The 24763-nt window shown below is 67.9% G+C and carries 24 protein-coding genes, 1 tRNA gene and 1 pseudogene; 14 read left to right on the top strand and 12 right to left on the bottom strand.

Annotation, left to right across the window (positions count from 1 at the left end; all coding sequences use genetic code 11):
- The first annotated feature begins 41 nt into the window (after positions 1–41).
- The 5 genes from SJY26_RS15860 to SJY26_RS15840 all read left to right on the top strand — a co-directional run bounded on the left by SJY26_RS15860 (position 42) and on the right by SJY26_RS15840 (position 1829).
- Positions 42–118 (top strand) — tRNA-Lys (locus SJY26_RS15860).
- A 137-nt stretch (positions 119–255) separates the two neighbouring features.
- Positions 256–528, top strand: a complete 273-nt coding sequence (locus tag SJY26_RS15855; RefSeq protein ID WP_396593943.1) for a hypothetical protein — start codon at positions 256–258, stop codon at positions 526–528.
- Positions 529–556: 28 nt separating this feature from the next.
- On the top strand, positions 557–913 hold the full coding sequence (locus SJY26_RS15850) for a hypothetical protein (protein WP_396593942.1): 357 nt from the start codon (positions 557–559) through the stop codon (positions 911–913).
- A 6-nt stretch (positions 914–919) separates the two neighbouring features.
- A complete protein-coding gene (locus tag SJY26_RS15845; protein ID WP_396593941.1) occupies positions 920–1450 on the top strand; it encodes a hypothetical protein in 531 nt (176 codons plus the stop codon).
- A 58-nt stretch (positions 1451–1508) separates the two neighbouring features.
- On the top strand, positions 1509–1829 hold the full coding sequence (locus SJY26_RS15840) for a hypothetical protein (protein ID WP_396593940.1): 321 nt from the start codon (positions 1509–1511) through the stop codon (positions 1827–1829).
- Positions 1830–1833: 4 nt separating this feature from the next.
- Here the strand turns inward: SJY26_RS15840 and tgt are convergent, their stop codons facing one another.
- Positions 1834–2943 (bottom strand): tRNA guanosine(34) transglycosylase Tgt, encoded by a 1110-nt coding sequence (gene tgt / locus SJY26_RS15835; protein WP_396593939.1) that lies wholly within the window; start codon positions 2941–2943, stop codon positions 1834–1836.
- An 87-nt stretch (positions 2944–3030) separates the two neighbouring features.
- Entirely contained in the window at positions 3031–3609 is a 579-nt protein-coding gene (locus SJY26_RS15830; RefSeq protein WP_396593938.1) for an SOS response-associated peptidase, read from the bottom strand.
- Positions 3610–3826: 217 nt separating this feature from the next.
- Here SJY26_RS15830 and SJY26_RS15825 point away from each other — a divergent pair, with 217 nt between their 5' ends.
- Entirely contained in the window at positions 3827–4330 is a 504-nt protein-coding gene (locus tag SJY26_RS15825) for a winged helix-turn-helix transcriptional regulator (RefSeq protein WP_396593937.1), read from the top strand.
- Between the two features lie 9 nt (positions 4331–4339).
- Here SJY26_RS15825 and SJY26_RS15820 read toward each other — a convergent pair whose 3' ends face one another.
- From SJY26_RS15820 to SJY26_RS15790, 7 genes and pseudogenes are all read right to left on the bottom strand, one after another.
- A complete protein-coding gene (locus SJY26_RS15820; protein WP_396593936.1) occupies positions 4340–6298 on the bottom strand; it encodes a S9 family peptidase in 1959 nt (652 codons plus the stop codon).
- Positions 6299–6370: 72 nt separating this feature from the next.
- Positions 6371–6934, bottom strand: a complete 564-nt coding sequence (locus SJY26_RS15815; RefSeq protein WP_396593935.1) for a hemerythrin domain-containing protein — start codon at positions 6932–6934, stop codon at positions 6371–6373.
- Positions 6927–8168 (bottom strand): tRNA 2-thiouridine(34) synthase MnmA, encoded by a 1242-nt coding sequence (mnmA, locus tag SJY26_RS15810; RefSeq protein WP_396595788.1) that lies wholly within the window; start codon positions 8166–8168, stop codon positions 6927–6929. The genes SJY26_RS15815 and mnmA overlap by 8 nt, the downstream gene beginning before the upstream one ends.
- Before the next feature lie 99 nt (positions 8169–8267).
- Positions 8268–8552 carry a DUF1153 domain-containing protein gene (locus SJY26_RS15805; RefSeq protein ID WP_305640283.1) on the bottom strand — a complete coding sequence of 95 codons (285 nt, stop codon included), beginning with the start codon at positions 8550–8552 and terminating at the stop codon, positions 8268–8270.
- A 173-nt stretch (positions 8553–8725) separates the two neighbouring features.
- A pseudogene (flgE, locus tag SJY26_RS15800) lies at positions 8726–10457 on the bottom strand (flagellar hook protein FlgE).
- Positions 10458–10506: 49 nt separating this feature from the next.
- Positions 10507–11211, bottom strand: coding sequence for a flagellar hook assembly protein FlgD (locus SJY26_RS15795; RefSeq protein WP_396593934.1), 705 nt, complete (start codon positions 11209–11211; stop codon positions 10507–10509).
- Positions 11212–11215: 4 nt separating this feature from the next.
- Positions 11216–12349 carry a flagellar hook-length control protein FliK gene (locus tag SJY26_RS15790; protein WP_396593933.1) on the bottom strand — a complete coding sequence of 378 codons (1134 nt, stop codon included), beginning with the start codon at positions 12347–12349 and terminating at the stop codon, positions 11216–11218.
- An 888-nt stretch (positions 12350–13237) separates the two neighbouring features.
- On the opposite strand from SJY26_RS15790, the gene flgK reads away from it, so the two are divergent.
- The 8 genes from flgK to SJY26_RS15750 all read left to right on the top strand — a co-directional run bounded on the left by flgK (position 13238) and on the right by SJY26_RS15750 (position 22641).
- Positions 13238–15355, top strand: a complete 2118-nt coding sequence (flgK, locus tag SJY26_RS15785; RefSeq protein ID WP_396593932.1) for a flagellar hook-associated protein FlgK — start codon at positions 13238–13240, stop codon at positions 15353–15355.
- Positions 15355–16311, top strand: a complete 957-nt coding sequence (locus SJY26_RS15780) for a flagellin (protein WP_396593931.1) — start codon at positions 15355–15357, stop codon at positions 16309–16311. Before flgK ends, SJY26_RS15780 begins: the two co-directional genes overlap by 1 nt.
- A gap of 63 nt (positions 16312–16374) precedes the next feature.
- Positions 16375–17616: a putative DNA modification/repair radical SAM protein gene (locus SJY26_RS15775; RefSeq protein ID WP_396595787.1), complete on the top strand. Its 1242-nt coding sequence runs from the start codon at positions 16375–16377 to the stop codon at positions 17614–17616.
- Positions 17616–19100, top strand: a complete 1485-nt coding sequence (locus SJY26_RS15770; protein ID WP_396593930.1) for a UdgX family uracil-DNA binding protein — start codon at positions 17616–17618, stop codon at positions 19098–19100. The genes SJY26_RS15775 and SJY26_RS15770 overlap by 1 nt, the downstream gene beginning before the upstream one ends.
- Positions 19101–19178: 78 nt before the next feature.
- Positions 19179–20297, top strand: coding sequence for an MlaE family lipid ABC transporter permease subunit (locus SJY26_RS15765; protein WP_396593929.1), 1119 nt, complete (start codon positions 19179–19181; stop codon positions 20295–20297).
- Entirely contained in the window at positions 20294–21091 is a 798-nt protein-coding gene (locus tag SJY26_RS15760; RefSeq protein WP_396593928.1) for an ABC transporter ATP-binding protein, read from the top strand. Before SJY26_RS15765 ends, SJY26_RS15760 begins: the two co-directional genes overlap by 4 nt.
- 9 nt (positions 21092–21100) lie before the next feature.
- Positions 21101–22039, top strand: coding sequence for an MlaD family protein (locus SJY26_RS15755; RefSeq protein WP_396593927.1), 939 nt, complete (start codon positions 21101–21103; stop codon positions 22037–22039).
- Positions 22036–22641 carry an ABC-type transport auxiliary lipoprotein family protein gene (locus SJY26_RS15750; RefSeq protein ID WP_396593926.1) on the top strand — a complete coding sequence of 202 codons (606 nt, stop codon included), beginning with the start codon at positions 22036–22038 and terminating at the stop codon, positions 22639–22641. Before SJY26_RS15755 ends, SJY26_RS15750 begins: the two co-directional genes overlap by 4 nt.
- Before the next feature lie 12 nt (positions 22642–22653).
- Here SJY26_RS15750 and SJY26_RS15745 read toward each other — a convergent pair whose 3' ends face one another.
- From SJY26_RS15745 to SJY26_RS15735, 3 genes are read right to left on the bottom strand one after another with little or no spacing between them, the layout of a single operon-like run.
- Positions 22654–23643: a hypothetical protein gene (locus SJY26_RS15745; RefSeq protein ID WP_396593925.1), complete on the bottom strand. Its 990-nt coding sequence runs from the start codon at positions 23641–23643 to the stop codon at positions 22654–22656.
- Between the two features lie 48 nt (positions 23644–23691).
- Positions 23692–24351 carry a 3-oxoacid CoA-transferase subunit B gene (locus SJY26_RS15740; protein ID WP_396593924.1) on the bottom strand — a complete coding sequence of 220 codons (660 nt, stop codon included), beginning with the start codon at positions 24349–24351 and terminating at the stop codon, positions 23692–23694.
- A complete protein-coding gene (locus SJY26_RS15735; RefSeq protein WP_396593923.1) occupies positions 24351–24761 on the bottom strand; it encodes a carboxymuconolactone decarboxylase family protein in 411 nt (136 codons plus the stop codon). The genes SJY26_RS15740 and SJY26_RS15735 overlap by 1 nt, the downstream gene beginning before the upstream one ends.
- Positions 24762–24763 lie beyond the last annotated feature (2 nt).

The following is a 24763-nucleotide window of genomic DNA, read 5'->3' as shown; positions in this document are numbered from 1 at the left end:
GCAACCGCGAAACGGCCTGCCCGTTTTCGCGACTGCGATGCGCGTCCTTAGCTCAGTTGGTTAGAGCATCTGACTTTTAATCAGAGGGTCCTCGGTTCGAGCCCGAGAGGACGTACCATCGCCTTTCTCCTTTTTTGGTGGCTACCGCTCGCGACGCGGTCGCTCGCTGCCTGAGCCACGCGCCCTCATCCGCCGCTGCGTGGACTTCGGGTCGCGGGCCGGTATGGTGCGCGGCGTCAAGTGAGCGGGGATCGTATGCGTCGTCTGGTGGTGAGTCTGGCGGTGGTCGCCGTTCTGGGTGCGGGTGCCTGTCAGCAGGCGACCGCGCCGGCGGATGCGCCTGCGGCGAACGCGGCGGCCCCGTCGCCCGCTCCGGTGATGGCCGAGACCTTCGCCAGCTGCCAGTGGGGCGAGGTCACCGGGTCCGGTCTGTCGATCTGGAGCTACGCCTGCGGGGCTGAGGCCGGCGATGTGCGGCTGGTCGCTGACGACACCCTGCCCGGCTTCGCGATCGAGTTCGACCGGTGACGGCGCGGCTGCGCGGCGGCCGGCGATCATGATCTTCAAAAAGGCGGCTGACGCCCCCATCGACTCGCTCGTCGAGGCCGTGCGGGCGAAATCCCCCGGCCCCCATTCGGCCACCTGCACGCTCCAGCCGGTGACGGTCGAGGGCGCGGCCCCGGGTAGCTACGGCTTCGAGCCGACCGGGGCGGCCAGGGCCGCCTGGGACGCCTTTGCCTCGGGCGACGGCGAGGCCGCGCCCGTCGAGCCGCCGTGCGGGGCCATGGGGCCCCAGATGGCCGGGGACCGGTCGTTCCGCGTGGTCGAGGGCGATCCGACGACCGTGGTCTTCATCGAGCATGGCAGCGAGATCCAGATCTTCGATCCCGCGACGCTGCGGCCGGCGGCCTGACGGCCGATGCGGCGTCTGGTCCTTCTGGCCTTTCTGGGGATCCTCGGCGGCTGTTCGGCCGCGCGGCAGGTGGGTGAGGGCTTCGGGGGCGCCGCCCTGTCGCCCCTGACCGATCTGAACGTCCGGCGCGAGCAGATCCCGACCGTGCTGCTGCAGGCCCAGGCCAATCCCTATGACCGGCGAAATCTGAACCAGTGCACGACCATCGGGGCCGAGGTGGCGCGGCTGGACGAGGCCCTGGGTCCCGACCGGGATGAGCCGCCGGTGCCCGACAATCCGACCCTGAACGAGCGGGGCCAGGACGCCCTCGCCGAGGCGGCGCTGGACGCGATCCGCAATGCGACCACCGACTTCATTCCGTACCGCAGCTGGGTGCGGCAGCTGAGCGGGGCCCAGGCCCGGACCAAGGTCGTGCAGGACGCCATCGAGGCCGGGCGGCTGCGGCGCGCCTATCTGAAGGGTCTGGGCATGCGGGCCAACTGCCCGCCGCCCGCCTCTCCGGCGTGGTTCCGGCCGACGGGACGGTCGCAACGCTGATCGGGGAACCGCAGGCGCGCCGGCTCGCTTGATTCCGGATCAGGAACAGGAGAGCGCGATGCCCCATCAGAACGTCGAGGCCGGCAAGACCACCGCCCAGAACGCCGCCACCGATCCGATCCAGCCGAATGATCAGGCCCGGGGGCAGCATGTCTCGGCCCGGCCGGAGCCGGACCGCTATGCCGCGCCGGATGTGAAGGACTCGACCCTCGCCCCGCCGGCGGCCGGCGAGGTGGCCGACTATATGGACGAGGGCGAGGCGGTCGAGGGCGAGGTCCACTCCGGCGCGAACCGCACCAACATCCCGGCCCACAGTCGCGATGACGCCCATCACGGCGAAAAGACCCAGCGCGCCATCGAGGAGCAGCTGAAGGGCTGATCCGTCAGTTCGAGGTGTGCCGGGCGTGGAAGTCGCGGCGGAACTGTTCGAACCGGCCGTGGGTGATGGCCTCGCGCATGGCGGCGGTCAGGGTCTGGAAGAAGGCGACGTTGTGCCAGCTGAGCAGGGTCTTGCCGAGAATCTCGTCGGCCCGGATCAGGTGGTGCAGATAGGCCTTTGAATACAGCGAGGACGGGCCCTCGATGGTCGGGTCCAGCGGGTCCTGATCCTCGGCGAAGCGGGCGTTCTTGAGGTTGATGGGGCCTTCCGAGGTCCAGGCCTGACCGTGGCGGCCGGCACGGGTGGGCAGGACGCAGTCGAACATGTCGACGCCGCGATACACCGCCTCGACGAGGTCGATGGGCTTGCCCACGCCCATCAGATAGCGGGGGCGGTCGGCGGGCAGCATGGCGGGGGCATAGTCCAGCACCTCGCACATGGCCGCATGCCCTTCACCGACGGCGAGGCCGCCGATCGCATAGCCGTCGAAGCCGGTCTCGATCAGCCGGTCGGCCAACTCGCGGCGCAGATTTTCGAAGGTCGAGCCCTGCTGGATGCCGAACAGCGCCTGGGTCTCGCGCGTGCCGAAGGCGGCCTTCGAGCGGGCGGCCCAGCGGGCGGACAGTTCCATGGCGGCCCGGGCGCGGGGCTCTTCGGCCGGGTAAGCGACGCATTCGTCCAGCTGCATGGAGATGTCGGCCCCGATCCGGTCCGCCTGGATCTCGATCGACCGTTCGGGCGACAGGACGTGTTTCGAGCCGTCGATATGGCTGGAGAAGGTCACCGCCTCCTCCGTCACCTTGGAGATGCCCGCCAGGGACATGACCTGGAAGCCGCCGGAATCGGTCAGGATGGGTTTGTCCCAGCCCATGAACCGGTGCAGTCCGCCCAGCCGCTCCATCCGCTCGGGGCCCGGGCGCAGCATCAGGTGATAGGTGTTGCCCAGCAGGATGTCGGCCCCGGTCGCCTTGACCTGATCCACGCTCATCGCCTTGACCGTGGCGGCGGTGCCGACGGGCATGAAGGCCGGGGTGCGGATGTCGCCGCGCGGGGTCTTCAGCACCCCGGTGCGGGCGCGACCTTCAGTGGCGGCGATGTTGAAGGGAAAGGGCAAGGGCGGGTCTCTGGAGGCTGGGGGCGGCGTATAGGGCGGGACGGGGTGTTTGTCTCCTCCCTGCCGCAGCCCGTGGGGAGCCTGCGATCAGCCCTTTGCCGTCTCGAACACCCTGAACGCTCCGGCGGGGGAGGGGGACAGGTGCGGGGGGCGGCCGCCCTCATCCAGCCAGGCGGACCAGTCGGCCGGGGCGACGACGGCGGGCTGGCGGTCGTGGGTGGCGGCGATGTCGGGACCGGCGTCTACCGTCAGGAGGGCGAAGCGGGGCCCCTCGGGCGTGGGTTTCCAGAGGGCGGCGAGGGTGAGCAGGTAGGGGCCGGCCGGGGCGATCGTCCACTGGGTCTTGGGGTATTTGCTGCCGGTGTATTCATAGAACCAGCTGGCGGGGACGAGGGCCCGGCCGGTGGTCAGGCTGCGGCCCTCGCTGCGGAGATTGATGAGCAGGGGGCGTTTGGGGGCGGCGGGCGGCCAGCCCCAGCGGACGGAGGTCAAGCTCGCCTCGCCATCGGCCGTCCCGCGCACCAGCAAGGCCGGATCGGTAGGCCGGATCCGGTCATTGGGCTCGGCGTTGGGCGTGCCTTCGGGAAAGACCAGCGGAATCCGCATCTGGGCGAAGGCCTGGACGAGATCCGCCGGCGGGATCTTCATCGCATAGGTGTTGCACATCTTTCGTGGCTCCTTCGGAGCGCGCTATCGCTCGACGCGCGGCGTCTCGCTGCTTGAGCGCATTTTAGTTCAGGGCGCTACCGCTCGGAACGCGGTTCCTCGCTGCTTGAGCGAAAACGGGGTGGGGCGCGTCCCTGTTGGGCGGGGAGGAGACGGCGACCGGGTTCGGTTTGGCAACCCACTTGCAAAAGGGCTGACGCGAGGTCACCTTCAAGCCATGGGAAGAACTGCGGATTATTCACGCCAGAGCTGTTCGATCGCCGCGACGCTTGAAGTGATCGGCGATCCCTGGACGCTGCTGGTGATCCGGGATGCGTTTCAGGGCGTGCGGCGCTTCGAGCAGTGGCAGGAGCGGCTGGGGGTGGCGCGCAACGTCCTGGCGGCGCGGCTGAAGACCCTGGTCCAGCACGGGGTGCTGGAGCCGCAGCTGTATTCGGAACGGCCGCCCCGCAACGAATATGTCCTGACCGCCAAGGGCAAGGATCTGTACGCCGTGCTGGTGACCCTGCACGCCTGGGGCAACAAGCATGTCTATGGGCTGGAGACCGCCGGGTTCGACATGGTCCATGCCGGCTGCGGCCATTCGCTGGACCCGAAGATCGCCTGCGGCTGTTGCGGCGAGATGGTTAGCCCCAAGGACATCCGCCTGACCCGGGCCGAGAACTGTCCCACCGTCGGAGAGGTGATGCCGAGAGACGCCGCCTCCGAAGAGGCGGCGTAGCCGGGCCCGTCAGTCGACCTTGCGGACGTGGCGGTTCAGGAAGGTCAGATAGGCCTCCTGGGCCGTGATCCGGTTGGCGCGGCGCTGGAAGCCGTGGCCCTCGTCCGGGAACAGGACATATTCCACCGGCACATCATTGGCGCGGACCGCGGCCACCAGTTCATCGCTCTCGACCTGAAGCACGCGCGGGTCATTGGCCCCCTGGACCACCAGCAGCGGGCGCTGGATGTTGGACGCGTGGAACAGGGGCGAGATACGGCGGTGCCGTTCGGCGTCGGTGGCCGGATCGCCCATCTCGTCGAACAGGGCCGTGCGGTTGGCCCCCCACCACGCCGGAATGGATTCCAGCGTCCGGACCCAGTTGGTGACCCCGAAGATGTTGACCCCGGCCTCGAACGCCGTGGGGTGGAAGGCGAGGGCCGCGGCGGTGATGTAGCCGCCGTAGGACCCGCCCATGACGGCGACCTGATCGTCTGCGACCCAGTCCTGATCCCGCAGCCACTGGCCGCCGGCGACGATGTCGCGCAGGTCCGCCTCGCCATGGGCCCTGTCGTCCATGTGGAAGAAGGTCTTGCCGTAGCCGGAGGACCCGCGGTTGTTCGCGCCCAGCACGGCATAGCCGTGATTGACCAGATGCTGGACCATGGCGGAATAGCCGCGTCGCGTCTGGCCGCCCGGACCGCCGTGCACCATGACGATGGCCGGCACCGGGTTCGCGGCCGAGGCCCCGCGGGGACGGTACAGGACAGCCGGCACCATGACGCCGCCCTCCGCCGGATAGCGGACGATGGTAGCCTCGACGAGGACATCCTCGTCGATGGCGGGGTTAAGGGCCGTGGTCAGGCGACGGGTCTGGCCGCTCGCAAGATCGCCGACGAACACGTCATTGGGCGAGGTGTCGGAAGAGACGGTGAAGGCGATGCGGCTCTCGTCCGCGTTGAAACGGACCGAACCGATGTCGCCGTCGGGCAGGCCGGACAGGGTGACCGGCTGGCCCGTCGTGGTGTCGAGCAGGGTCAGGCGGGTTGAGGCGTCGGCGTTGACCGCCGATACGCGGTAGCGGCCGGACGGGGAAAAGCTGACGAACATCAGATCCCAGTCGGCGGCCAGGAATTCAGTCTGTTCGCCGGTCGTGAGGTCATGCCGCCAGGCCTGGTTCCACTCACCATGCTCGTTGGTGGCATAGATCAGCCCCTGGTTGTCAGGGGTGAAGTCATAGGCCGAAAAGGCGATGTCCCCCGGGTGGGGCGTGATCAGGCGGGGCTGGCGGTCGCCCTGCAGGTCGACCAGATAGATCTCCGACCTGGCGCTGCTGATGGCCTTGTCCAGCGCGACCCAGCGGCCGTCCGGCGAGATCGCCGAGAGGTTCATGCCCGGGTTCTCGAACAGCAGGGTCATCTCATAGGTCGCCGGATCGACGGCATAGACGTCGAAGACGCTGGCGTCGCGGGCGTTGGAGGTGACCCAGAAGGTGGAGCGGTCGCCGGACCAGCCCAGCAGGTCCGCTTTGACGGCGTCGCCGGGGGTTAGGTCGCGGAGCGTGCCATCCAGCTCGCGGACATAGACATGGGTCAGTTCGCTGCCGCCGCCGCCGCTGTCGGCCGTCAGCAGGACCCGGCCGTCGTTCGGGAACCAGCTCTCGGCGAAGGTGGCGACGCCGGTCGAGGCGCTGAGGGGCTCCGGTGCGCCGCCGGCTACGGGCAGGGCCCAGGCGTTGAATACTCCGGTGACATCGGACGAGATCAGGATCGACTGGCCATCGGGCGACCAGGCGAGGCCCGCCGCGCTGGCCATACCGTAGCTGGTGGTTTCGAAGAACTGGGCGGCGCTCCAGGTCGGGTGGGCGGCTGCGCCGGCCTGGGCCGGAGCCTCGCTCACCGGCGGGGAGGCCGCGAGCGCCGGTGCGGCGGCCAGCAGGGCGAGGACGGAAACGAAACAGACGGTTCGCATGGCTGACAGCCCCTTCATGGATGTGATCACAGACGCCAGAGCCCGGATATGACCCCAACGGATGCAGTCTGTCAGCGAATTAACCTTTGCTCAGCCCCCGAAAGCGTCGGCGTGGCGGGTGATCAGGGGGATGACGATGTCTTCCTCGTCCTCCAGATGACGCACCAGCGGCGGGGCGATCCGGTCGAGCGTGTCGGCGAGACGGGCGGCAGTGTCGGCGGCGTCCGGTGTGTTGCCGGCCATGGCCTGATGGAAGGCGAGGCCCGAGCGGAACAGGGCCTCAAGGTGGCCGTGAATGGCGTCGTGGTCGGCGTCCAGCAAGTCGATCCCGGCGGTGATGCGCGGCTCGACCCGGCGCATGACGGGGAAATAGTGACCGCTCTCGACCCGGTGGTGGCCGTCCAGATGCTGGAGGAAGCCCTGCAACGTCGGGATCAGGGTGCGGTGCAGGGTGAGGAGGTCGCCGTCGGTGCGCCAGCGAGTGGTCTGGACCTGCATCTGCGCCTGCTGCTGGCGGAAGCCGCCGTGCATCTGCAGCCAGAAGCGGGCGATCTCGCCCAGCGCCGGGTCGTGCCATTGCAGGCGGGGAAAGGTCTCCAGAAGCCAGCGATGCGCCTCAGGCAGGGCGGTGCGGGTGTCGAGCGTCTCAGACATCGGCCACGGGGACGACGGCCGTGGTGCTGGCGATGAAGCCGCCGCCCAGCAGGCGGTCGGGGTCTGTGGGGTCGTAGAGGGCGCAGGCCTGACCGGGGGCGACGCCTTCCTCGCCGGTTTCGAACACGACCGACACCTGTCCGTCCGACAGGGTCAGCCGGGCCGGGGAGGGCGGACGGGTCGAGCGGACGCGGGCGAGGACCGGGGTGTTCGCCTCGGCGGCGGCCTCGATCGAGATCTCGTCGCCCAACCAGTTCGTTTCGTCCAGCGTCAGGGCGGCGGTCAGCAGGGCCTCGCGCGGGCCGACGATGACACGGCGGGTGTCCGGGTCCAGCCGGACCACGAACAGGGGATCGCCGACGGCGACGTTGAGGCCGCGGCGCTGGCCGATGGTGTAGTCGGTGATGCCGGCGTGCTGGCCCAGCACCCGGCCGTCCATGTGAACGATCTCTCCGGCCTCGCGGCCCTGGGGGCGCAGGCGGTCGATCAGGGTGCGGTAGTCGCCCGACGGGACGAAGCAGATGTCCTGGCTGTCGGGCTTGGCCGCGATGCGCAGGCCCAGTTCGGCCGCCACGCCGCGCACGGCGGGCTTTTCCAGACCGGCGAGGGGGAAGCGCAGATAGTCGAGCTGATCGCGCGTGGTGGCGAACAGGAAGTAGGACTGGTCGCGCGAGGGATCGATGGCCTTGCGCATCTGGGTGCGGCCGTCGGCGGTGACGGCGCGCCCGACATAGTGGCCGGTGGCCATGGCGGCGGCCCCCAGGTCGCGGGCGACGTCCAGCAGGTCGCGGAACTTCACGGTTTGATTGCAGCGGATGCAGGGGACCGGGGTCTGGCCCTTCAGATAGGAGTCGGCGAACTGGTCGATGACGGCGTCGCGGAAGCGGCTTTCATAGTCGAGGACATAGTGGGGGATGCCCAGCATTTCGGCGGCCAGACGGGCGTCGTGGATGTCCTGACCGGCGCAGCAGGCCCCCTTCTTCTTCAGGGCCGCGCCGTGGTCATAGAGTTGCAGGGTGACACCGACGACGTCGTAGCCCGCCTTGTGCAGGAGGGCGGCGACGACGGTGGAGTCGACGCCGCCGGACATGGCCGCCACGACGCGCGATCCGACCGGCAGGCCGACGGCCGCGCGCGCCGAGGCGATCGCCGCCTCCATGTCGGGAGCGGCGATGTCGGGCAGGGCGCAGAGGGGCTCGGCCACGATGGCCGCGTCGAGGGTCATGGCGCGCATATAGAGGGGATGGGGGACGATTTCGAGGCCGGGGCAGAAACGACAACGGCCGCCCCCGTTGCCGGGGGCGGCCGCCATCGTGCTTTCGGGGAGAAAGCTTCAGGAACGGTAGTTCTGGATCCGCGTGGTCCGCAGACCCTGCATGCCCCATTTGTCGATCGCCTTCTGCCAGGCCAGGAATTCCTCGGCCGTCAGACGGTATTTGGTCAGGGCATCCTCGAGGCTGATCAGGCCACCGCGCACGGCGGCGACGACCTCGGCCTTGCGGCGGATGACCCAACGGTCCGTGTTCTCGGGCGGCAGGTCGCGCATCGTCAGGGGGGTGCCCGTCGGACCGACCACATACTGCTCGCCCTGCTTGTTTACGCGTCGCTCTTGCAACATGGGCCTATGCCTCATTCACCACCACCAACTGATGCTGAAGGTAGCGATGTGCCGCTAAGGGCGCGTTTAGCGTCGTGGTGAAGGAATGGATAAAATCCACTCCCGACAAAACGCTGTTTCCCGCGCGATTTTGAGTAATGGGTCATTCAGCCTAACGACGCGTTACCGGGAGATCAGCGTTTGATGCTGATCAGTTCAGCCAACATTTCGTCGGCCGTGGTGATGATCTTGGAGGACGCCGAATAGGCCCGTTGGGTCGTGATCAGACCTGTAAACTCCAGCGACAGATCGACGGTGGACGCCTCGAGCTGGGACGCCCCGATCAGGCCGGCCCCCCCACTGCCGGGGGTCTTGAGGTTATAGGTGCCCGAGCCCTGACTGACGCGATAGGCGTTGCCACTGGCGGGCGTCAGGCTGTCGGCACTGGTGAAGGTCGCGAGCGCAAGCTGGGCGATGCGGCGGGTGACGCCGTTATCGAAGGCGGCGGTGACGAAGCCTTCCTCATCGATCTCGATACTCGACAGGTTGCCGAATGCCGTGCCGTTGGTGACCACGGCCTGGACGATGAAGTCTGAAATCGTACTGTGTCAGACCGCCGGCGGAGGCAGTCAGGTCGAAGGCCACAGACTGGTCGTCGATGCCCAGCGCCGTGGTCCATTTCGGGGCGGTCGCACTGGGTGTGACGGTCGAGTCCGAAGCGTTCAGGGTGATGGACGCTACCGCCGGGTCAGCGAACAGCATCGAGCCCGGCGTGGCGATCTCGGCCGCCTTCATCCCGTCGATGTCGAGGCGACCATCCTGGGTAAACAGGACGAGGCCAGACTTGAGGATACCGTTGGACGGGGTGGAACCGTTGTCGATGTCGCTGGCCGGAACGACATGCACCTCGGCCTGCCACTCGTTCGGGTTCTCGGTCTTCAGGAAGGAGTAGGCGATTGTGCGCTGGCCGCCCTTGGAGTCGGAGACCGGCACGGTGATCTGGAAGTCGGGCTTGAAGCCGGTGTCGGCCTCGGCGTTGTAGACCGACATCGAGTTGGTGGAGACGTCGTAGCGCGCCAGAACCTCGGCCGAGGTGCTGAGCCCGAGGCTGGCCAGCGGCACCGTCACGCCAGCGGCAATATCCAGCGTGGTCAGGGAGCCGCCCGGCAGGGTGCTGGTCAGCAGGGCCCCGGAGGTGGGGTCGTAGGTCACGGTCCCGGTGAAGGTCGTGCTGGTCGAAGCCTCCCGGATGGTGACGTCCCAGGTGTCTGCAACAAAGGGCGTGGGCCGCGCATAGTCGACCGTATAGTTGTGTGCAACCGGCGTCGGCGCAGTGTTGTCGAGCACTGCGTTCTTGACGGCGGGGACCACGAAGGGCGACGGAGTCTGGCTGGACCGCAGGTTGGCGTTGAGCTGGGCCCGGGTGGTGGGCTCGGCCGTGCCGCCGACGGAGCCGACGTTGATGGAACGGAGGCGACCCAGATCGGACGGATCGGTGGTGATGCCGCCCTCGGAGTCGACCGGCCAGCCCTGGAGATACAGGCCGGCCGTGTTCTTGAGATAGCCGAAGTCATCGACGCGGAACGCTCCGGCGCGGGTGAACAGGCGGGCGTCGCCGGCGTCCAGACCCTCGGGCTTTTCGGTCGTGACGAAGAAGCCCTGGCCCGCGATCCCGAGGTCGGTCGAGGAGGTCGTGCGCTGAAGCTGGCCGGCCTGGGCGATGAAGTTGCGGGTGTTGGCGAGCACGCCGCCGGCCGAGTAGCCGGCACCCGAGTTCTGACCGTTCACGATGGTCGAGAATTCGGCCGAGGTACGCTTGTAGCCGACGGTGTTTACGTTGGCGATGTTCTGCGAGATCGCGGCGAGGGCCGCCGAGTTGGCGCTCAGGCCGGAGACGCCGGCGAGAAGGGCGGAGTTGATACTCATGGTGGGGTGTCCTCAGGAAACGCAGAAACGGAGAAGGGAGGTCAGGTGATCACGCGGTGGGCGTTGCCGGCACCGGTGTGGTGACGGGCGCGGGCGCCTCGTATTCATCGAGGGCGATGACGCTGGAGACGGGCACGATGGAGCCGCCGATGGTGAGGTAGGGCACGCCGTCATAGAGCTCGACGCCCGAGACCCGGCCCTGGGTCAGGACCTGGGCGGCGACATCATTGGTGCCATTCTTGGCCGTAATCTTCAGGGAATAGACGCCGCCGTCCGGCAACTGCCCGCCGGCGGTGGTCTTGCCGTCCCAGACGAAGCCGTGGGTGCCGGTGGTGCGGTCGGGCGCGGGTCCGGTCCAGACCACCTTGCCTTCGCTGTCCAGCACCGAAAGTGTCGCCGACGAGGCCGAGGCGCCCAGTTCATAGGTCCAGTTGGCCTTGCCTTCATCCAGTGTGGTGACCGACCAGGCCGCCGTGGCCTCCTTGCCGATGTAGTTGGTCGCCCCGCCGAGGCCGGTGCCCTGCTGCGCCGCCAGAAGGCTGGTCAGGAGGTCATTGGTGAGCAGTTGCTGCTCGACCCCTGTCATCTGGGTCAGCTGGGCGGTGAACTCGTTGGAATCGAGGGGCGACAGGGGATCCTGATTTTTCAGCTGGGCGGTCAGCAGCTGCAGGAAGGTCTCGAAATTCGAGACAAGGCTGGTGCGGCTGGCGGTGGCGCGGCTGGTTGCCTCGGTTGTGGTGATGGCATCGACCATGGGGTCAGACCTTCATATCGACGCGGTCGGGCGTCAGGGTGAGAGACATCCAGCGGGGCGGTGGAGCGAGGAGATCGGCATCGGCGGACACGCGCGAAGCGGCTCCGAAGGCGCGGGCGCTGCGGGGATCCGGTCGCCGGTCGAAGGCACCGCCCTGGCCGGCGGAGGCGTCGCGCTGGGTAAAGGACAGGGCGTCGTCTGCGACGGTGAACCCCGCTTCCTGCAACTGACGCCGCAGTTCGTCGACGCGTCCGCGTAGCTCGGTCGCGGCCAGGGGGTTGTCGAAAGACAGCCGGGCGGCGAGCTGGCCGTCGGCGTCGATGTCGAGACTGACGTCAACCTGGCCCAGCCCTTCCGGGGTCAGGGCCATTTCGAACCGCGTCGAGCGGCCCTCCAGCTTCCGGACGATCTGGGCGGCGATCTGGGCCGTCGTCTCGACCGAGGCCCGCGAGGTCGTCGACAGGGACAGGGTTTCGGCAGCCTCGGCGGCACGCGCCTCGGCGGCATTCGTCTCCGCGGGCGCGAGGAAGGTTGCGGGCGGCTCGGCCGGGTCTGCGACCGTCACGTCGGCCACGAGGGGTTCCCCGAGGCGGGGAGCCGCCGGATCCGCTGCAGACGCCTGCTGGACGGCAGGGGACGGCGTTCCGGTACCGGCCTCGGCGTCGTCTGGCGCGGGGGCCGCCGAGAGGGCCTGACCGGCACCGTCGGAACGGCCGGCATTGGCCCGGTCGATCACATCGCGGGTACGCGGTCCTCCCGCAACGGGCGGGGGCAGAGCGGCGGATGGCTGTGCGGGGGCGGGATCAAGGTTGGCGGCGGCCGGCGGGTCGGGGCTGACGACAGCGGCGGGCTTGCCCGACGCTGGTGCCGGCACGGCAGTGGGGGTGGCTGTGCCCGTCGTCGTGCCGAGGCCGCCGGTGGTGCGCCCGGCCTCGGCCGCGATCCGGTCCAGGGCGGCCTGATCCGCCTGGGCTGCCTGCGGGTCGGCCAGTAACCGCCCGGAGAGGCCCGGCTCGTCGGCGGCGGCCCGGAGGCTGTCAGTCCCGGTTCCCGATCCTGCGGTCGGGAGGGGCGTCGGGGCAGGGCTTTCCTGCGGGCTGCTGGTACCGGGGAAAGGCGCTGCCGGGGTGCGGGGCATACCGGCCTCCGACTTCGCAGACGCGGCAGCTTCGGCCTCAGCGGCGCGCCCGGCCGCATCTGTTCCGGCCGTCGGGGAGGCCGGCAGTGTGTCGGGCGCGCTTTCATCGCCCGGGGGCAAAGGGGCAGGGGTCGGTTCGCTGGATGCCGGTGCAGCTTCTGACCCCTCGCCGGACAACATCGACCCTTCCGCGACCGGGACCGGGACGGGCACGACCGGAACAGCGACGGGCGCCGGGGATGTTGTGATATCAACAGAAGAACTCGCTGGCGTCGTCTGGCGCTTCAACGAGGCTGTCCGTCTCTCCCTTTCCCGTCGACCCGGCAGCTTCGGCAGAACTGTCAGGTCCAGAGGCGGCCGCATCCGACCGCGTGCGGGCCGGAGGGGGGGCATCGGCCGTCGTCGCAGCTTCGAGGGCGGCGGCAAAGTCACCGTCCGTGCGGTCGGCTGCCTCGCGCCGGGGCGAAGTGGAGGCGGCTGGAGCCGGCGGGACGAAGGCGAGGTTGATGTCGGACATGCGGTTGCAGGCGTTTCTGGATGGAGGGCATAGGCGCCTGCTGCGCCAAAAGGTTCACCACCCCTGTCGCAAGCCTTGGGCCACCTGCAGAGTCTGGGGCCAAGTCACTGTTAAACTACAGTAAAATCACCGACCAAGAGGATTTCAGGCGTGAGGGTGACGGGGGATTCTTGCCGCGCTCCGTCGTTTTTTGCCCGGTTGGTCTACCGGGTCCCCGGGCTGGCCCGCCGCTTGCGCTCGTTATCAGTCATGACCGAAGCGTGCTTCATCTTATCGAGTGTTTTCAGATGGTTGGTGAGCAGGTGTGACCTGCGCGCCGGGCAAGACATGCACAATGCCGGGCAGGCCTTGCCGGGTGGAGGGTTAAGCGGATGAGCCTGACCTCGATCCTGAACATCGCCAACTCGGGTCTTCAGACGGCCCAGACTCAGCTGCGGATCGTTTCGGACAACGTCTCCAACGTCAACACGCCCGGCTATGTCCGCAAGATCGGCGACCAGGTCTCGCTGACGAGCCAGGGCGTCGGGACGGGCGTGGAGGTGTCGCGCGTACGTCTTGCGACGGACCGCTTCCTGCAGGCCGCAAGCCTGAGCGCCGGGGCCGAGTCCAGCCGCCAGGGAGTCCGCTACGAACTCTATGACCGGATTCAGTCGCTGTTCGGCGACCCCGGGGGCGATACAGGCTTCTTTTCCCAGATCGATGACATCTTCTCAGCCTTCGCCGTGGCCGCGGAGGACCCGGTGTCAGCTCCCCGTCGTCAGGAGGCCCTGTTCCGGGCCCAAGCGGTGTTCGATGAGGCGTCCCGGGTCTCCAACCAGATCCAGGCCGTGCGGGAAGACGCCGACGGGCGGATCCAGAGCGCGGTCGAACGGGCCAACAGCCTGCTGCAGCAGATCGAGGTCCTGAACCAGGATATCGCCCGGGCCAAGATCCTGAACGGCGACGCCTCGGGGGCGGAAACCGAGCAAGGGCGGATGGTAGCCGAGCTGTCGGGTCTGATGGATGTCCAGGTGACTTCGCGCGGGGTCGGCGGGGTGTCGATCCGGACCGGGGCGGGCGTGATGCTGGCCGGGGCCGGAGCGGCGACGCTGGAATACAACCGGGCCGGCACAGTCAACGCGGAAACGAGCTTCAACGACATCTGGATCACCGAGCCGGGAGGGGCCAAGCGTGCCTTTGCCGACGGACTCGTGAGTGGCGAGATCAAGGGCCTGATGGAGCTGCGCGATGTGGATGCGCCGCAGACGGCTGAACGTTTGGCCGAGCTGGTCAGTCACGTCGCCGACGAACTGAACCGGGCCCATAATGCAAACTCCGCCGTTCCCGCCCCCGGGTCCCTGACCGGACGCAACGTCGGCCAGACGCTGGAAACGGCAATCACGGGCTTTACCGGAGAGACGACCATCGCGGTCGTCAATCCGACAACCGGCGCGATGACCACCGAGGTGGACATCGTGTTTTCCGGCGCGACCCTGACCATCAACGGGGCGGCCTCGACGCCGGCGACCTTTCTCGCAGACCTGAACACCCAGCTGGGTGGGGCAGCAACAGCGAGCTTTACCGACGGCCGGCTGACGCTGACGGCAACCGGTGCCAACGGGATCGCCATCGCCGACAGTGCGACGACGCCGACCGACAAGGCCGGGCGGGGATTCTCGCACTATTTCGGAATGAATGACCTGATCTCGACCGACCGGCCGGCCTTCTATGATCAGGGACTGACTGCCACCTCCCTGCATGGGTTTGCCGCGGGGCAGACGCTGACGTTCCGGTTCACCGCCGAGAGCGGGATGAAGATCCGCGACGTAAAGGTGACCGTGCCCGGTCCGGCCGGGACCGTCGGGGAACTGATCACCGCCCTGAACAGCACCGGCAGCGGCGTGGGGAGCTACGGGGCCTTCACCCTGGGGCCGACCGGCGAGCTGACGTTCAAGGGCTATGGCGATCCGCCCGCCCGCATGAGCGTGCTTGAGGATACCACGACCCAGTCACCGTCGGGCGTTTCAGCGGCGGAGTTGTTCGGGTTCGGCGGGGTCCGGGCGTCCCGTGCTGACGGGTTCACGGTCAGGACCGACATCCGCCAGAGTCCGGCGAAACTTGCGCTTGCGAAGCTCAATCTTGCGGCGCCGGCAGGCACGACGGCGCTGAGCACTGGAGATGGTCGCGGAGCCCTGGGGCTGGCCGATGCGGGGCAGACGACGGTCCGGTTCTCGGCCGCAGGCGACAGCCCGGGCGGTAGTCTGTCTGTTTCCCGCTATGCGTCTGAACTATCAGGCGAGATCGGGGGACGAGCCCAGACGGCCAGATCACGCCAGCTGAGCGCCCAGGCACTGGCGACCGAGGCGTCGTCCCGGCAGGCCAATTTCGAGGGTGTGAACCTGGACGAGGAACTGGTTCTGATGACCACCTATCAGCAAGCCTTTAACGCTTCCGCCCGAATGATCCAGGCGGCCAAGGACATGTACGACATGTTGCTGGGGATGATCTGATGACCCGCGTTTCGACCACCGGAAACTACCAGTCGGCGCTGCTCAATCTGATGGCGGCACAGCAGCAGCAGGAGAACGCCTCCAATCGCCTCTCGACCCGAAAGGTCGCGACCGATCTGACCGGCTTCGGCAGGAGTTCCGAAACCCTCACGGCCCTGAAGGGGGCCGAGAGCCGGGTGCAGGGCTTTCTCGATACCGGCGAGGTGGTCACGGCGAGGCTGGAGGCGCAGGATCTGGCATTGACCCAGATTGCCGATGCGCTGACCGCCGTGCGCGAAGCCGTGGGCGGCGTGTTGGCGTCCGATTCCGCGACCACGCTGATGCTTGATATCGCGGGGCAGTTCCAGAACGTCTCGAACGGCCTCAATGCCCGCCACCAGGGCGGCTATCTCTTTTCCGGCGCGGACACGACCAACGCCCCGGTTCTGGTCGGCAATCTGTCGGATCTCGCGGCCGCCGCGAGCGTGGCGGCAACGCTCAACAACGACTCGATCAAGCCGGTGTCGCGGGTAGCGGAGAACACGTCGGTCGAGACGGGCTATCTGGCAGATGGCTTCACCTTCATTGAGGATGACGGCGTCACCGAAAGCCACATCTTCCAGATCTTCCGCGACATCCGGGCCTACAACGACAATCCCGCCACGGGGCCCCTGACCGGAAAGCCGACGGAGGCCCAGAAAGCCTGGTTGACCGATCAGTTGAGCCGGATCGACGCCGCTGTGAAATCGACCGTGGACACCGCCTCGCGCAACGGCTCGCTGCAGAAGCGGATGGAGCAGATCCAGACCAGCCACGAAGCCCAGAAGCTGTCGCTGGATGAACTGGTGGCGGAGCGGACGGACGCCGACATGGCCAAGGCGGTGACGGATCTGGAACTGTCGCAGATCGCGGTCCAGGCCTCGGCCCAGGTGGTCAGCCAGCTCCGGGAAGTCTCGCTCCTGAACTATCTGAGATAGGTCGCCGCCGCTGCGACCACCCGCCGCTGGACCCCGTTCCCGAAAGAGAACATAATGGGAACAATGGCTCAGCTGGATTTGCGGAAGAAGTTGGCGGTTCTGGCGGACGCAGCCAAATATGACGCCTCGTGCTCCTCGTCGGGAACGTCGAAACGCGACAGTCGCGGCGGCAAGGGGATTGGCTCGACCGAGGGCATGGGCATCTGCCACGCCTATACGCCGGACGGGCGCTGCATCAGCCTGCTGAAGATCCTGCTGACCAACTTCTGCATCTACGACTGCGTCTATTGCATCAACCGCGTGTCCTCGAACGTGCAGCGGGCGCGGTTCAGTGTCGATGAGGTGGTCGAACTGACGCTGAACTTCTATCGCCGCAACTATATCGAGGGGTTGTTCCTGTCGTCCGGCATCATCCAGTCCGGCGACTACACCATGGAGCAGCTGGTCCTGGTGGCCAGGAAGCTGCGCGAGGAGCACGACTTCCGCGGCTATATCCATCTGAAGCTAATCCCCGAGGCGGATCCCCGGCTGGTCGAGGAGGCAGGGCTGTATGCCGACCGGCTGTCGGCCAACGTCGAACTCCCGCGCGACGAGGCCATGGGCCGACTGGCCCCGCAGAAGGACGTCGGGGTCATCAAGAAGGCCATGGCCGATGTGCGGCTGAAGGTGGAGGCGGCGAAGCCGCGCAAGGGCGATCGGGCGCGGCCACCGAAGTTCGCGCCCGGCGGGCAGTCGACCCAGCTGATCATCGGCGCGGACGGGGCCCCGGACACCGAGATCCTGGACCGGTCGGCCTCCCTCTACGGGGGTTATGGCCTGCGCCGGGTCTATTATTCCGCCTTCAGCCCCATCCCGGACTCGAGTTCGGCCCTGCCGCTGTCGAAGCCGCCGCTGATGCGCGAGCACCGGCTGTACCAGGCCGACTGGCTGATGCGGTTCTACGGGTTCTCGGCCCCCGAGATTGGCGAGGCGTCGACCGACGGGATGCTGGATCTGGCCATCGATCCCAAACTGGCCTGGGCGCTGAACCAGCGGGCGCAGTTTCCGGTCGATGTGAACACCGCCAGCCGAGAGATGCTGTTGCGGGTGCCGGGGCTGGGGGTGAAGTCGGTCAACCGGATGATCGCGGTGCGGCGCTACCGGACCCTCCGGCTGGAGGACATTGCGCGCCTGTGCCGGGGCATCGACAAGGTCCGACCCTTCATCACCGCGCTGGACTGGACGCCGGGCGGGCTGACGGACGCGGTCGATCTGCGCGCGCGGCTGAGCCCGGAGCCGAAGCCCGAGCAGCTGAGCCTTTTCTGATGGCGTCGGCCGAACTGGCGGGGCAGATCGATTTCGAGGGGTGGCGAAAGGCGGCGCGGGCGTTCCGGCTGGCCGGGGTGGAGCCCGCCGAGGCGCGGTTCACGGTGGCGGGAGCTGTGGACAACCGGTCGCTGTTCGACACGGCCCCTTCCCGGGAAAAGCGACTGGGACGGCGGGCCCCGGAGACGGCGTTCACCGTGCCGAAGGCCTTCGTGGACATCGCGCAGGAGGTGATCCTGCACCGGTCGGCCGACCGGTTCGATCTGTTGTACCGGTTGCTGTGGCGGCTTCGGGACGAGCCGGACCTGATGAAGGTGGTGTCGGACGTCGATGTCCTCGACGCGATGGAGCGGGCGAAGAACGTCAGCCGGGCCTCGCACAAGATGAAGGCCTTCGTCCGGTTCCGCATGATCGAGGATGAGGCCGGCGAGGCCTATGTGGCCTGGTTCGAACCGGCGCACCGGGTGCTGGAGAAGACCTCGGGCTTCTTCGTGCGGCGCTTCACCAGCATGCGCTGGTCGATCCTGACGCCCGACGGGTCCTGTTTCTGGGACGGGACGGCTCTGGCGTTCGGCCCGCCCGCGACGGCGGCAGACGCCCCCCAAGACGACGAGATCGAGGAGTTCTGGAAGACCTATTACGCCTCGACCTTCAATCCGGCGCGCCTGAAGGTGAAGACCATGCAGGGCGAGATGCCCAAACAGTACTGGAAGAACCTGCCCGAGGCGGGCCTGATCCCCGATCTGATTGCGGCCTCCCGGGACCGGACGGACACGATGGTGGCCGCGCCGCACAGCCAGCCAAACGCCCGGCTGTCGAAGGCGATCGCGCGCCATGTGCGGGACGGATCGTATGAGGAGGGGTTCGTCGCCTCGACACTGGAGGAGTTGCGCCACGGGGTTCAGGCCTGCCGCCGGTGTGACCTGTGGCGGGACGCGACCCAGGGCGTGTGCGGGGAGGGCCCGGTAAGGCGCGCCGCCCTGATGATCGTCGGCGAACAGCCGGGCGATCAGGAGGATCTGGCGGGACGCCCGTTCGTCGGGCCGGCGGGGCAGGTGCTGGACGCGGCCCTGAGCGAGGCCGGGATCGACCGGTCCGAAGTCTATGTCACCAACGCCGTGAAGCATTTCAAGCATGAGGCGCGCGGCAAGCGCCGGCTGCACAAGACCCCCGTGGCCAGCGAGGTCAGCGCGTGTCGCTGGTGGCTGGATCAGGAGCGCCGGCTGGTGGCGCCGAAGGTGGTGCTGGCTCTGGGCGCGACGGCCTCGCTGGCGGTGCTGAACCGCAAGGTAGCGGTGATGACGGAGCGGGGGTCGACGTTGCCACTGTCTGACGGGTCCGAGGCGGTGATCACGGTCCATCCTTCCTATCTCCTGCGGTTGCCGGACGAGGCGATCCGGCAGAAGGAACGGGCGGCCTTTGTCGCCGATCTGAAGCTGGCCCGGGCGCGAATGGGGTCTACAGACGATTCTGTTGCGGATTGAGAACGCGGGTCAACTTCCGCGCGTTGGGGTGGTGGCCAAGGCATGGGCGATTCACCTTTGGTCGGCTAAGGACAGACAATGACCACTGCCGACTTCCGGATTGAGGACGCCCACGGCGGCGGCACGCGACTGGCGCTCAGTGGCGACTGGACCACTATGGGGCTGGGCAAGGCGGCGGTCCGGTTGGGCGCGTCACTGCAGGGTCAGACGATCAAGGCGGTGGATCTGAGCGAGCTGGGCCGGTTCGATACGGCAGGGGCCCTGGCCCTTGTTCAGGCGTCCGGATGCGCCATGCCGAAGGGTGCCTTTGATGCGCGTCCCGAGGCCGGCCGGATCTACGCCATGGTCGAGACCCTGGAACGCCAGAGCACCGAGCCCCCGAAGCGCGCCAACTCGCTGTCCCACGTGTTCGCCAAGATCGGTCACGGGCTGCATGACGCGGCGGCCGAGTTCCTGCTGTCGATGAACTTCCTGGGTCGGCTCATGGGGGCGTCTGGCTATGCGTTGCGGCATCCCGGCGCGATCCGCTGGCCCGCGTGGGTCAGTCAGGCGGACCGGTCCGGCCTCGACGCCATGCCCATTGTGATGGTGACCAACTTCTTCATCGGCGCGGTCATCGCCTTTCTCGGGGCCGATCTGCTGACGCAGTTCGGGGCCGGGGTGTTCGCCGTCGAACTGATCGGCGTGTCGGTGCTGCGCGAGTTTGCGGTGGTCATCACCTCGGTTTTGCTGGCCGGGCGTTCGGCCTCATCCTTCGCGGCCGAGATCGGCTCGATGCGGATGAACCAGGAAGTCGATGCGATGCAGGTCATGGGGGTCAATCCCTTCCAGGCGCTCGTCATTCCCCGACTGGCGGCCCTGATTCTTATGCTGCCGCTTCTGACCTTCGTTGGAATGCTGTCCGGCCTGTTTGGCGGGTTGCTGGTGACCTGGAGCCAGCTGGCCTTGGGGCCGGCCTTCTTCCTGCAGCGGATGGTCGACAATCCGGATATGTTCACCCACCTGATGGTCGGCCTGTCCAAGGCCCCGGTGTTCGCCATCGTCGTCGCGGCCATCGGCTGCCGGCAGGGACTGGCGGTGTCGGGTGATGTGGAGAGCCTGGGTCGTCGGGTCACGGCAGCCGTGGTTCAGGCGATCTTCGCGATCATCTTCCTGGATGCTGTCTTCGCCCTGATCTACCTGGAGCTGGACATATGAGCGACCAGGCCGCGAACGATACAGGCGGAAAGCCCGAGAACCTGATCGAGGTTCGTGGGCTGATGAGTCAGTTCGGCGAGCAGGTGATCCACGAGGATCTGGATCTGGATGTCGTGCGTGGCGAGGTTCTGGGCGTCGTCGGCGGCTCGGGGACCGGCAAGACCGTCCTGTTGAACACCATCATCGGGCTGAAGGAACCGGACGGCGGGACGATCCGCATCTTCGGCCAGGACACGGCGGACATGTCTGACGCCGACCGTGGCAGTCTGGAGCGGCGCACCGGTGTGCTGTTCCAGCAGGGCGCACTGTTCTCCTCCCTGTCCGTTCTGGAAAACGTCGCGTCACCGATGGTCGAACACACCCGGCTGCCGCGCGATACCATCCGCGAACTGGCCGAGATGAAGATCGCCATGGTGGGGCTGAAGCCCGAGAGCCATCACCAGAAGCCGGCGGAACTGTCGGGCGGGATGCGGAAGCGCGTCGGGCTGGCGCGCGCGCTGTCTCTGGATCCGGAGCTTCTTTTTCTGGACGAACCTACCGCCGGGTTGGACCCGATCGGTGCAGCGGCGTTTGATGACCTGATCCGGAAACTGTCGGACGACCTTGGCCTGACCGTCTTCATGATCACCCACGACCTCGATAGTCTGTACGCCATCTGTGACAAGGTGGCGGTGCTGGCCGACAAGCGGGTGATCCAGAAGGCCACGGTGCAGGAGCTGGAGAAATCCGACCACCCGTGGATCAAGGAATACTTCCTGGGGCCCCGGGGTCGCGCCGCGACCCGGGCCGCGTAGAGGACGAAGATGGAACGAGACGCCCACTATGCCGCCGTCGGCATTGCCACAGTCGCCCTGCTGGCGGCCCTGGCCGTGTTTGCCATCTGGCTGGCCCGACTGCAGTTCAACAACGACTACGACATCTACGACATCGTCTTCTCGGGGCCGGTGCGGGGATTGTCGGAAGGCGGAGAGGTGCATTTCAACGGCATCCGCGTGGGCGAGGTCACGGACCTGAATCTGGACCCCAATGAGGGCAATCAGGTCATCGCCCGCGTCCGGCTGAACGGCACGACGCCGGTTCGCGTGACCAGTCGCGCCCAGCTGGAGCCGCAGGGCATCACGGGTCTGAACTATATCCAGATCACGGCCGGGACCGAGGGTAGTGCCCTGCTGAAGACCCAGTATCCCGACAATGTCGTGCCGGTGATCCAGTCGCAGCCGTCGCCGATCGCCGAACTGCTGAGCGGGTCCGGGACGGTTCTGGCCCAGACGGTCGACGCGCTGAACCGGATCAACCGCGTGCTGAGCGACGATAATATCCGCAGCTTCTCGACCAGTCTGAAGAATGTCGAGGCCCTGTCCAGCGAGCTGGAGGCCCGCAAGGGGCTGTTCGAGGATCTGGAGAAGGCGCTGGAAAGCGCCAACGCCGCCATCGCCGAGTATCAGGCGCTGGGCGCCGACGCCCGACGCCTGATCAATGAGGACGGGCGTGAGGCCGTCCAGAATATCAATGCCGCCACGGCGGATGCACGGACGGCCATCGCCTCGATCAACCGCACGGCCAATGCCATCGAGGGTCCGGCCGGGGAGTTCGCCTCTACCGGCGTGCCGCAACTGCTGGAGGCGATCCAGGGGCTGCAGGAGGCGACGGACTCGCTGCGGGGTCTGGTGGATGAGGTCCGCGCCAGCCCGCGGGACTTTATCAGCCGCGCCCCGTCCCAGGAACTGGAGGTCCAGCCGTGATCCGTACACTCTTCGCCGCCGCCCTCGCCGCAGTCAGTCTGTCGGGATGCGCCCTGCTGGCGTCGCCAGATCCGGTGCAGCTGTACCGGTTCGGCGTCGTGGACGGCGGCTCGCCGGTGACGGTTGCCGAGCCCCTGGAGCTGCGACTGCGGGCCGTGGAGTTCCCTGAGGCGACGCGGGGCGACCGGTTGCTGGGCGTGACCGGCAGCGAGGCCGCCTATATTGCCGGGGCCCGCTGGGTGTCGCCGGCGAGCCAGCTGTACAGCACCGGTCTGGAGAGCACCTTCGGGGCCGAGGCGCGGACTGTGCGCCTGATCGGGCGGCGGGAGCTGACCCCCGTGACCCGGGTGCTGGACGTGGACGTCCGCGCATTCGAGACCCGTTATGAGACCGCGGGCGGCGTGCCCGAGGTCGTGGTCACGGTGCGGGGCCGGCTGCTGCGCTTTCCGGAGCGGACGGTTCTGGCCGAACAGACCTTCAGCGTCAGCCGGCCGGCCGGCGAGAACCGGATCTCGGCGATCGTGGCGGCCTATGACGCGGCGACGCGCGACGTGAACAGCCAGATCGTGGCCTGGTCCGAGGCCAACGCCGGGCGGACCTGAGGCCCTGGGCTGTCAGGCGGCCTGTGGCAGCGCGTTCCGGTCCATGGCTGTGCGGGTGTTAAGCTCGTCCCTCCGGCTCTGGGCCAGGGTGAGATCCCGCCGGGCCCGGGCAAGGCCTTCGATGAGGGCCGTCCGGGCCTGAAGGAGACGATCGCGATCCGGCTGCACCTTCTTCGGTTTGCGGCCGGCGAGGCCAAGGGCGTCTCGCCACTCGGCCTGCCAGGCCTCGATCCCGTCGCAGACCTCCCGAACCCGGGCGGGCACGCCCCAGTCGGCGTTCCAGGCGGCGCGCAGCAGGGGCAGACGGCCCAGGGCGACACCCCGGGCGGCCTCCAGGGTCGACAGGCGGGTTTCCAGCGGATGGGGCAGGGCGGTCACGTCCGCGTCAGGGTGGGCACCCTCGATGGCACCCGCAGCCAGCAGATGAGCGGCTTCGGCGTCGGCCTGGGCCTCCACCGGCTCGTACAGACTGTCCGGACCGGGCGCGATGACGGCGGGCGGAGCCGCGCGGTCGGCGAGCCACTGGCGCCCGGCGGCGATCTGGACGTCCAGCGCCATGATGGCGTCGCGGGTCTCGGCCCACAGATGGTCGAGAGCGGTGTGGCGGGTCGCGATGGCACCGCCCCGGGTGCCCAGATCGGCGGCGGCGTCGCCGGCGGTGGAGGCGACTGACACCCAGGCCCCGCGAAAGGCCTTCAGCCGGGCGGCGCGGCTGTCGAACAGGCCGGTGAGGCCCCGGCGGGGCTGGAGGCGGTCTGGATCGAGGGCGGCGACGCGGTCGCGCACGTGTTCCAGCAACACCAGACATTCGCCGAGGTCGCCATCGCGGGCGCGGGCCAGGGTGTGGGTGTTGAGCGAGACGAGGGCGGCGTACTCGGCCTCCGCAAAGGCGGCGCAGGCCCCGGCCTCGTCCGTGATGGCGGCGCGGATCGCGTCGACCCGAGCGGGATCGGGGGCCGGCGCTCCCCCGCCGGGTGGAGCCTGGGATCCTGCAACCGTCATGTCACCCTCCATCGTCCGGCGTTCTGACGACGCCGGTATCCGGACCGACTATGCCGCAGCCTCGAACGATTGTGAAATCGTGTACGTCGCCTCGGTCTTGGCCGCGACCTCGTCGAGAGTCACGCCCTCGGCCAGTTCGACCAGCTCCAATCCCGTGCCGTCGGGCTTGACGTCGAAGACGGCGAGGTCGGTGATGATGCGGCTGACGACGCCGGTGCCGGTCAGGGGCAGGGTGCAGCGCTTCAGCACCTTGGACTGGCCGTGCTTGTTGGCGTGGTCCATGACCACCACCACCCGCTTGACGCCGGCGACCAGATCCATGGCCCCGCCCATGCCCTTCACCAGCTTGCCCGGGATCATCCAGTTGGCGATGTCGCCGTTCTCGGCCACTTCCATGGCCCCCAGGATGGACAGGTTGATGTGGCCGCCGCGGATCATGGCGAAACTGTCGGCCGAGGAGAAATAGCTGCTCTCGGGGATCTCGGTGATGGTCTGTTTGCCGGCGTTGATCAGATCGGGATCGACGTCCTCGTCATAGGGGAAGGGGCCCATGCCGAGCATGCCGTTCTCGGACTGGAGGGTGACCTCGATCCCGGCCGGGATGTAGTTGGCCACCAGGGTCGGAATGCCGATGCCGAGGTTCACATAGAAGCCGTCCTGGAGCTCGCGGGCGGCGCGGGCGGCGAGCTGGTCGCGGGTGCGGGGCATCAGTTTTCTCCGGTCTGGACGGGGGGCAGGGGGCTGACGCCCCGGTCGGCGAAGACGCGTTTGGCGATGCGCAGGCCGTTGGTGGCGGCCGGGAAGCCGGCATAGAGGGCGACCTGCATGATGGCCTCGACGATCTCTGCGGGAGTGACGCCGACGCTGAGCGCCCCGTTGATGTGGCCCTTGAGCTGGTCGACGGGGTGGCCCAGCGCCGTCAGGGCCCCGAGGGTGACCAGCTGGCGGCCGCGCGGATCAAGACCCGGCCGGCTCATCATCTCGCCATAGCCGAACTGGACCATCATGTCGGCGAAGTCCGGGGCGATCGGGGCCATGCCCTTGCGCAGGGCGTCCTCGAGACCGGGATCCAGCGTCGCCATATAGGCCGAGCCGCGCTCCTCGCGGGGGTCGGTCACGG

The organism is Brevundimonas sp. R86498, from assembly GCF_044598075.1.
Classification (GTDB): domain Bacteria; phylum Pseudomonadota; class Alphaproteobacteria; order Caulobacterales; family Caulobacteraceae; genus Brevundimonas.
Note: the sequence above shows the minus strand (reverse complement) of the source record. Positions and strands in the feature narration are given on the sequence as shown.